Source organism: Paenibacillus sp. cl130 (assembly GCF_900116035.1).
GTDB lineage: Bacteria > Bacillota > Bacilli > Paenibacillales > Paenibacillaceae > Paenibacillus > Paenibacillus polymyxa_B.
In genome coordinates, this window is sequence record NZ_FOYG01000006.1 from 172,084 (window position 1) to 180,752 (window position 8,669).

The following is an 8,669-nucleotide window of genomic DNA, read 5'->3' on the forward strand; positions in this document are numbered from 1 at the left end:
TTGATGATTTACCACAAGATGGCATGTATAATAAGCTTGAAAAATACTTTATTTTACAAAGGAGGATTTTCAGTTTGAAAAAGATCACCGTTTTGATGCTCATTTTTTTGTTATCAGTTACTCTTGTCCCCGTTGGCGCTTTTGCAGGCTCCACTACACCCCAACCCCCAAAAGATCCCGCCGGAAGCTGGGCAGAAGGTCCACCACCTAATCGCGTTGATCCAGCCAAGCCCGCACTATTGTTCGTACATGGTTTGAACAGTAGCGCTGAAGTCTGGACCAAGAATGATAACGATATGCTTCAGCGCGCACGTGACGCCGGATACCAGACAGCCACCATTAATCTGTACGATACAACTGGCACATCCCAAGATATGTGGGACAATGGTAAGCTTCTGGCCGACAAAATTAAGGTCATCAGCAATCACTTTGGAAAAAAGCTTATCGTCATCGCCCACAGCAAAGGTGGAGTGGATACTCAAACCGCTCTCGTATATAACGGAGCCGCTCCTTATGTACAACGTGTCATCACCCTCAGCAGTCCTCATCATGGTTCACAACTTGCAGATCTCGCCTACAGTAGCTGGGCCGGATGGCTGGCAGATATCGTCGGGTCACAAAATCCCGGTACCTCCACTTTACAAACATCTTATATGAAGTATTTCCGAACCAAGACCGATTCACTTAGTAATGCGACTACAGTTCCATTCTTCACGTTTGCTGGTGATAACTGGTCTGGCGGCACTGCTTCCTACATACTGGGCGGACTTTACCTCTCCTCCTTTGGTAAGAATGATGGAGTGGTCACAGTCGACAACGCTAAGCTTCCCGGCGGACGTGTAGTTAAAGTCGGATCTTGGGATCATGCCAAGGTTCGCACCGGTTCTTACGTCTTCTCCCTGATCCAACCCTACCTCCAAGCGAACACTCCAGCATTGAATCAGGAAACTGAGGCACTTTCAGCATCTTCCCTGACTGCTTCTGCTTCACAATCCACCTATAGCGAGATCGATAATTCATATTTTATCCGAGGCGGCGATTATAATGGAAAAGCCTCACAAACCCTCACTGTTGAAAATGGTGTAAAATCCATTGATCTGGACTGGATCAGCGATAAACGTGTGAGTAAACTGGAACTAACCAAGCCTGACGGTACTAGTGAAATTATTAATCTGAAAGCAGGCTATGATGACGATATTTTTGCTGGTGCCTGGCATCATAACGCCGTCATTCAAAATCCAAAACCGGGCACCTATAAACTGAACGTAACGGTTCCTGATAATGGAGCGTATCTCCTGATTGCACGTTACCAGGCTGTTCAAGTTCCTGAGCTGAAATATAATTTGAATGCAGTGGGCCCGAAGCTAAATTTGAAACCACAGGATTCCCCGAACAGTGTTACACAAGTCACCTACCAAGTTCAATATTATGGTGATCCGCAGCAAGGAGTCACTTCTGCATCCAAAGGTTTGACCGTACAGCAAAAAAACGTTAACCCTACCGGACAAATTGAGCTATCCAAAGCGGACAAGCCCGGCATCTATTCTGTAACCTATGAAATTAGCGGCACCACAGAGGCTGGATATCCGTACCGCCGCACAGCTGTTCAATCCATTTATATTGATGCTGACGGCAACAAGTATGTTGACTAAATAAATCTACAACCTAAAAAGCCTGCAAACCCCCATTATAGTTGGGGCGTTTGCAGGCTTTTTTTCATTACAAAACATCTTGATAGAAATAATACTTTGTAAGGCATTCGTTGTGTTCAATCCGTTGTCTGATTCCTCAGCTTATGAAGCCAATAGTAGCGGTGTAAATCCATAATAAAATGAAAAAGAACACATGCCAGCATCGAGTATACACTTATCAATACTGTGGCAACTAATTGTTGTGTAGCGAATCCGAGGGAAACATTAGCTATCAGATAACCAGCCCCAGTAAATGTGGTGATAGTTACTACAGGCGCTCTTTTGTTTTTTTCCTTAAACTTTGGTTTCTTCTTATGATTTGAAGGATCTTTGAATTTCGTTAAATTATATTTTATAAAGTAATACAAGGCCACTCCATAAAGGGCAAAAGAACCTACAAAATACCATGGAGTATCCAGATCCAACATGCCATAAGCAAACTTTTGTGTCATGATCATGAAGCCAATAGAACAAACCAAACCAAATACACCACGGAATAAAATGTAATTCAACTGCAATTTGCGTGGCATGATGACCAGTACAAGGGCCCAAATGTTTATCATAACAATCGGTGGCAACAGTACATAAACGTAAACTGCAATGTATGGATTTCCCACTAAGGGGATAACTAGAAACAGATCTAACAGTAATGAAACAAGAATGATGACATTGGAACGAATACTGTTGACTGGGTACATCTTCATACTTTTTTCAAAAGAAGCCCTGTTATCACTCATAAACTTATAAGCCCTCCGTTAAATAAGTAAATCTACGGATAAGGATAGCCAAGGCTATATCCATTGTCCACTTTTTACTGTCTTTAACTCTTGTTGCAGTTCTTCTATAAAATCAGTCACAATGCTTTGGACAGCATCTTCACGGGACATACGAATATACCGACTGGTCTTTTGAATGTCTTCCTCGAACAATTGAAGTATCCTACACATGGCCTCCTGATCTCCACTTCGTACTAATTTTAGCAATTGGACGAACTCAGCATCCGAAATAACTCTTTGAGCATTTTCTTTTTCCATTTATTCACCGCCTGTTGGGATAGCTTTAACTCTTTTGCAATCTGTGCTTCGGTTTTGTCTAGTATGTAAAGGTCAAAGATGATCATTTTTCCGATCTCAGAAGATAGAGAGTTGATAAGCTGTAGTGTGTACATATTAGAGTTTGAAGATTCTGTAAAAGATGGGGCGCTGACGGCTTCGTTCTTTTCCATTACAAATTCATGATTGGTTTGTACCCGAGCACGATACTGGATTCTCCAGGCAATGCGGTACAGCTTCTTTCGATATTGTTCCACCAATGTTAGCTGAGACTTATCCATTGTAAATCACCCTTTCTCTTTGGATTTGACTTTTTCTAAATCCTCATACTATAGGGTAATTTGCAAACCTATTTTACAACCAAAACAGAACATTTGTTCTTATTTATTATACTATTTTTACATGCAGTTGTATATGGTTCTTTTAATTTACCTTCCTTTATATATGGCTAAAAAGGAGGGAATACATTGCAAATGGATGATGCTCTTTCTCTGGTTACCAACGTAGGCTTTCCGGCTGGACTTTGTTTTATTTTGTTGCGGCACATCCTGCACACGATGGAAGAAAAGCTGGATAAGCTGGATCTCTCACTTCATGAGCTGATTCAGGTTATCCAAGATTTAAACGACAATAACAGCTCTTCTTCCAAAAGCAGCAAACCTGACGAATAACGAACACAAAGAAGCTCCAGACGACGATCATCCGCCGTTGGAGCCTCTTTGTGCGCTAATTTAATTTCTAATGATTATTTTCCAGTCTGAGCTTGGTCGTGGCCATTCTGTTCAGTACGGTTCACGTCAGATACTGACAGACCATAAGCCCAGTTACTTTGTGGCGGCACAACCCATACGGTATCTGGATCATCGTTAAGCGTCCAGCCCTGATAGACCAGCTGGGAATCATCCTTACCCAGCGATATACTCAGCGTAAAGCGGTGAACAGGCTTGCTCAGCTCGGAGGCTTTGCGCAAGGCCTGACTGCTAGCCAGGTTTTTGATTTGCTGCGAGAGGGAAGTCGCCGTGTCATTGGCTACTGACTTTCCGTTCAGCGTCCAAGATGTGGAAGCACTGTCTCCGGTTCCGCTGTTACCGGAGGATTTGAGCATCCATGAAGAATTTTGGCCTTCCCACTCTATTCCGCTCAGCTTGGTATCGTCCCAATCGAACGGCGTTGTATCTATAAAATCATCAGCACCCAGCAACAACCCTGAAAGTGTATCTATAGGTACAGAAGCTATCTCTTTTTTGTCTGATAATACATAAACAGCATCTCCGGAAGGCAACGTTTCACCGAAGGCAAAGGTACGAACGTCGCCCTTCTTGGTCTTAATCTCAATCTGATCATGGGTAGCGCTGATCCCATATTTGGCTACGTCTGTAGGGGAAGATTCCACCACTTCACCCAACTTTACATTTTGAATCGCTGCTAGCCAATTGTCTATTGTATATTGGTTTAGCGGGTAAGTCCGTGGCTTGCTCATACTCCATTGACCATCATGTTGTTCAAGTTCCAACGACTTGCCGTCCTTTCCTGTGATCGCGAAAGACGTAATATTCTCTTGCGTAAGCTGAACCAGCTGGCGAGCCGCCGGCGCTTGTTCACGAAAGAAGTTTTGGCTCTTTGCATAGATTATACCCGCTCCCAATACAACTAACAGTAGCACTGTGGGTATCCATTTTCTCATGCTCTTCTTCGCCTCCACCATAATAAGATTCCGATGACCGCGAATAGCAACGGCAATCCGATGACAGATATGGTCAATATCGTTTTTGCTTGTGCAGGAGTCAAGTAAGCTACCTTATAATCCTGCTCCTGACGAGGACGAATGGTAAGCCCATCAGAATGTTCCTGCACATAATTCAGACTGTTCAGCACAAAGTCTCGATTGCCTCCTGTGTTGATCTCAGTGTCGCTTAAAAGGGCAGACGTTCCGAGAATAACGGCTTTGGGCTTGCCGTCTTTCCCTTCTACCGCATAACCGAGATTCAGCGGCCCCTGCGGGTCCTTGTCATCCTTCTGCGTTTCGTTGTTCAGCAGCCCTTGGATATTCGTTTCGCCATAGCTGGCTGCAGAAGATTTCATCAAAAGCGTCGTCTTCCAATCCTTCTGCTCTCCTGCCTGCAAAGCAATAGACAGTGAAAGAACCGGGTACAGATTGGAAGCCGCCAACTTGTCGGTGATCGCATGACTGCCGAAGGTAGGAACCGTCCATAGAGGTCCAAGTGTATTCGTCTGTTCCTGATCCACCACGATGGCATGAGTGTCCTTCACTCCATAATCAGCGGCTAATGCATCAAGGTTTTTCCAATCGGACCCCATGTTCGGGTGAAAGCCTAGTGCCATAAAAAGCTTTCCGCCATCATTCAGATACGTACGAATACTCTTCAGTTCCGTTGCACTGATATCACGTTCTGGTCCGACAATAGCCAATACAGACGCATCTTTGGGCACGCTCCCCGCCTGATTGAGCTGAACTTCCTCTGTTTTCACATTATCTTGTGACAGTGAGCTACTTAATTCAGTCATTTGGGACAACGGGATTTCCTCATGTCCAGTTAGAAAGGCTACTTTCCCTTGACGGGTAGATGATAATCCCAACAGTCCACTAGTCAGCTTTTCTTCCCCGGTAAATTGGTATGCCCCTTCGCCACTCCCCTGAGCTTGCGTAAATAGACTCCCAATATCTATAACCCGCTTCTTCTCCCCCTGCACCAACACAATAGACGCTGCAGTAACACCATATTGCTTGGCCAGTATCGGTTCCTGATTCAGATCGTATTGCTCGACCTTGAGCTTGTTGTTACGCTTGGCGTATTCATTCAGCATATCCGTAACATCCCGGTTCAGCTTCTGATTTTGTGAAGTGGATACGGTAAAAGCAATGAGCCGTACGTCTTCCTTTACACCCTGGATGGTCGTCAACGTTTGGTCAGACAGCGTATACTGCTTGCCTGCCGTCAGATCCAGTTGAAAGCCACCTAACGACCGCAGAAATAACGTCAATAAAATAAAAATCCCTACAGCAGCAATCGATAGTACCACACTATTGGTATGACCCAGCCATTTTTTCATATTCATTACCTCCACCGTTTCCGTTCAACCACTTGGATGCTGAATAGCAAAAAGAGCACCGCCACCGTCACGTAGTACATCACATCGGCTCCATTCAGCAATCCTTTGGTGAAACTGTCAAACCGTGCGGTTAGTGAAAAAGGTTCCAGCCATTGCTGTACCGCCGCAGATGCACCCGTCTGTCCACCAAACGAATCCAGCATCCAGAACACAAGTAAAATAATAAAACTGACGACCGCCGACATCATCTGATGCTGTGAAAGCGTCGAAGCGAATAAGCCGATCGCCATCATGGCTGCGCCAAGCATGAACAGACCGATCACAGATGTTAATACCAGCGTCCAATCCAGCTTCCCATAAAAGGACATCACGACCGGATACGCTAGACTGCACAGCACCAATATGAGCAACATGCCCAGCGACGCCAAAAATTTACCCACGATCATTTCCGTCACACTCACAGGTGAGGTAAGCAGCAGTTCATCCGTACCTTGTCTGAATTCCTCCGCAACCAGCCTCATCGTGAGCAATGGGACGACGAACACCAGCATGGACAAGGTGTCACCGAGTACCAGCCGATAGTCCAGAATGCTAGGCTGATACATAACAAAATTTGTGTAAAAAAGTAACCCCGTCAGCAGCATGTACACTGCAAGCGCAAAATACGTCGTTGGTGTCCACAGATAGGCTTGCAGCTCTTTTTGACAGACCGCGAACAAACGCCTCATGACCGATTACCTCCTGTATCCTTATCTTTTTCAGCCTTATCGTCGCTGGACGCAGCTTCTCCATGCTCCACCGTGATGGCCGTAGGTGCTGCAGTATCCGAGGAATGTAGGTCTTGTACTGCTGGATCGCTGACCTGACCTTCTTCCGTCTCGCGGGTCGTTAACTGCTGGAAGATATTTTCCAAGCTAAGACTTTCTTTTTTCATCTCCAAAATCGGAAGTTTCGCATCAGACAGCACATAAAATAGTTCTTCGCGAAAATCCTCACCGGAGGCTCCTGTGAGTAGCAATCCGGTCATATCTGGCTCTGCGGCAGTCAGATTCGTGTTCGCTGGAGGCAGCGTGGTCGCCATAGATTCAACCTCTACTTTTCCCCAAGTACGCAGGACATCCAGCACCTGTTCACGCTTCCCTCTGACCTCCACCTTCACCTTGAATCCATCTTCCATCGAACCGCCGAGCGCGTCAGGGCGCCCATCCATGACCAGTTTCCCTTCATGGATGATGAGAACACGATTGCACAAAGCATCCACCTCAGGCAATATATGCGTACTTAGCAATACCGTATGATTTTCGCCAATCTCCTGAATGAGCTGACGAATCTCCAAAATCTGATTGGGGTCCAAACCTGAGGTCGGTTCATCCAGTACCAATAAATCCGGGTTATGAATAATCGCACCTGCCAGTCCCAAGCGCTGTTTATACCCTTTGGACAAACTGCGGACTAATTGTTTTTCCCGCCCATTCAGTCCTAGCCTGGAAATCATCTCCGAAATACGCAGCTTCTGCTCTCTCGCAGGCACGTCCCGAATACTAGCTACAAACTTTAAATAGGATCTTACGGACATATCCTCATACAAAGGGGGAGTCTCCGGCAGATAACCGATTTTGGAACGGGCCTGTCTGCCCTTATCCTGAATCGGGATACCGTCAATCGTAATCACTCCCTCGTTGGGTTGAAGATACCCTGTAATCATGCGCATCGTCGTCGTTTTACCCGCACCATTCGGCCCCAGGAAACCAACAATTTCACCGCGCTGCATTTCAAAATCCAGCTTATGTACCCCCCGGTTGCCCTCATACCACTTGCTCACCTGCTGCACTTTGAGCACATGTTCCACCCTTTCTTTTATCGTAATCTTCTCCCTGCTGCTCCCCTACTTCCCTCCCACCTAAAATGTTGCATGAGTAGCGGGTAGCAGCGAAGCGGAGGATTTGAAGCTGGAGAAGCGCCAGCGTTCGCCTTTGCTGTAGGATTCTTACCTTTACATGTCTTACTTAATCACAAAAAATCCCACGGCAACAGCGATCGGAAGCCCAAAGCCTTCGCGGAGCGGTCTCCTCGCACCTTATGCTACACTTTTAAATTCTAATGATAATCCCCCACATATAACTCCAGCTTAACGTCACTTAAATAGAAGCTTAAAATAATGTGTCTGAAATGTGAACACAAAAATACACATCTGCCCTCGGAAACTTGTACGGTTCGCTAGGATATGGATTCGCATCTACTATCATTACAACGTGTGAAGGGAGTGTATAAAAGCGATGAGTGTATTGTTTACCAATCTAGTTTCTAACGGCGACTTCGAGATCGGATCAACCCTTTTTTGGAGCTCTGTCAATGTGACTGTCACTAACTTATCTGTAAAAAAGACAAACTTTTATAGTGCGATCCTGGCAGGAGGCGCAGTAGATGCATCTCTTTCCCAGGTCGTTTTTGCTGCACCAGGCGAAAGCTATACATTAAGCCTTTCAGCTGCAAAAGTAGGAAGCCTGTCCAGTCCTCAAGTTAACATATTTCTGTATTACTATGACGCAGCCTTTAGCTTCCTTGGCACGGGGCTAACTACCTATTTGAGCTCAGGCACATTGCCAGACGCTGTGAACGGAACATGGCAAAGCCTATATGAAGTAACAGCTCCTGTTCCAGCCAACGCAGCCTATGCCTTTTTGGTTATTAGTAAAAATGCCTTGGCTAACACTGCTGATGTAGCCATTGATTCTATTGCTCTTGTTAAAGCAAGTGCAGCTGGAGCTGTAGGACCAGCCGGACCTGTCGGGCCTACGGGCGCTACGGGCGACACTGGTGTTACTGGACCTGTCGGACCTACTGGTGCCACGGG

The 8,669-nt window shown here is 45.7% G+C and carries 10 protein-coding genes; 3 read left to right on the plus strand and 7 right to left on the minus strand.

Annotation, left to right across the window (positions count from 1 at the left end; all coding sequences use genetic code 11):
* Nucleotides 1-74: 74 nt before the first annotated feature.
* Nucleotides 75-1,652 (plus strand): esterase/lipase family protein, encoded by a 1,578-nt coding sequence (locus BM358_RS17515; protein ID WP_028541498.1) that lies wholly within the window; start codon nucleotides 75-77, stop codon nucleotides 1,650-1,652.
* A 116-nt stretch (nucleotides 1,653-1,768) separates the two neighbouring features.
* Here the strand turns inward: BM358_RS17515 and BM358_RS17520 are convergent, their stop codons facing one another.
* Genes BM358_RS17520 through BM358_RS17530 form a run of 3 tightly spaced genes read right to left on the minus strand, consistent with a single transcriptional unit; the run spans nucleotide 1,769 to nucleotide 3,024 of the window.
* On the minus strand, nucleotides 1,769-2,428 hold the full coding sequence (locus BM358_RS17520; protein ID WP_028541497.1) for a hypothetical protein: 660 nt from the start codon (nucleotides 2,426-2,428) through the stop codon (nucleotides 1,769-1,771).
* Between the two features lie 54 nt (nucleotides 2,429-2,482).
* Nucleotides 2,483-2,725: a helix-turn-helix domain-containing protein gene (locus BM358_RS17525; protein ID WP_071642683.1), complete on the minus strand. Its 243-nt coding sequence runs from the start codon at nucleotides 2,723-2,725 to the stop codon at nucleotides 2,483-2,485.
* Complete coding sequence (locus tag BM358_RS17530; protein WP_025719486.1) at nucleotides 2,668-3,024, minus strand: hypothetical protein; 357 nt, start codon at nucleotides 3,022-3,024, stop codon at nucleotides 2,668-2,670. Before BM358_RS17530 ends, BM358_RS17525 begins: the two co-directional genes overlap by 58 nt.
* 186 nt (nucleotides 3,025-3,210) lie before the next feature.
* Between BM358_RS17530 and BM358_RS17535 the strand changes: the two genes are divergently transcribed.
* A complete protein-coding gene (locus tag BM358_RS17535; protein WP_023990072.1) occupies nucleotides 3,211-3,414 on the plus strand; it encodes a hypothetical protein in 204 nt (67 codons plus the stop codon).
* Nucleotides 3,415-3,488: 74 nt separating this feature from the next.
* On the opposite strand, the gene BM358_RS17540 is transcribed toward BM358_RS17535, so the two are convergent.
* Genes BM358_RS17540 through BM358_RS17555 form a run of 4 tightly spaced genes read right to left on the minus strand, consistent with a single transcriptional unit; the run spans nucleotide 3,489 to nucleotide 7,655 of the window.
* Nucleotides 3,489-4,427 (minus strand): DUF4340 domain-containing protein, encoded by a 939-nt coding sequence (locus BM358_RS17540; RefSeq protein WP_028541496.1) that lies wholly within the window; start codon nucleotides 4,425-4,427, stop codon nucleotides 3,489-3,491.
* Nucleotides 4,424-5,815, minus strand: coding sequence for a GldG family protein (locus tag BM358_RS17545; RefSeq protein WP_023990074.1), 1,392 nt, complete (start codon nucleotides 5,813-5,815; stop codon nucleotides 4,424-4,426). Before BM358_RS17545 ends, BM358_RS17540 begins: the two co-directional genes overlap by 4 nt.
* A 5-nt stretch (nucleotides 5,816-5,820) precedes the next feature.
* Nucleotides 5,821-6,543, minus strand: a complete 723-nt coding sequence (locus BM358_RS17550) for an ABC transporter permease (RefSeq protein WP_028541495.1) — start codon at nucleotides 6,541-6,543, stop codon at nucleotides 5,821-5,823.
* Entirely contained in the window at nucleotides 6,540-7,655 is a 1,116-nt protein-coding gene (locus BM358_RS17555; RefSeq protein ID WP_049828415.1) for an ABC transporter ATP-binding protein, read from the minus strand. Before BM358_RS17555 ends, BM358_RS17550 begins: the two co-directional genes overlap by 4 nt.
* A gap of 436 nt (nucleotides 7,656-8,091) precedes the next feature.
* On the opposite strand from BM358_RS17555, the gene BM358_RS26930 reads away from it, so the two are divergent.
* A partial coding sequence (locus tag BM358_RS26930; protein WP_256253375.1) for an NTTRR-F1 domain occupies nucleotides 8,092-8,669 on the plus strand: 578 nt, incomplete at its 3' end.

Excerpts from the sequence above, each read along its gene's own strand:
- BM358_RS17540 (WP_028541496.1), bottom strand. The coding sequence starts at position 4,427 with ATGAGAAAATGGATACCCACAGTGCTACTGTTAGTTGTATTGGGAGCG.
- BM358_RS17530 (WP_025719486.1), bottom strand. The coding sequence starts at position 3,024 with ATGGATAAGTCTCAGCTAACATTGGTGGAACAATATCGAAAGAAGCTG.
- BM358_RS17520 (WP_028541497.1), bottom strand. The coding sequence starts at position 2,428 with ATGAGTGATAACAGGGCTTCTTTTGAAAAAAGTATGAAGATGTACCCA.
- BM358_RS17550 (WP_028541495.1), bottom strand. The coding sequence starts at position 6,543 with ATGAGGCGTTTGTTCGCGGTCTGTCAAAAAGAGCTGCAAGCCTATCTG.
- BM358_RS17525 (WP_071642683.1), bottom strand. The coding sequence starts at position 2,725 with ATGGAAAAAGAAAATGCTCAAAGAGTTATTTCGGATGCTGAGTTCGTC.
- BM358_RS17545 (WP_023990074.1), bottom strand. The coding sequence starts at position 5,815 with ATGAAAAAATGGCTGGGTCATACCAATAGTGTGGTACTATCGATTGCT.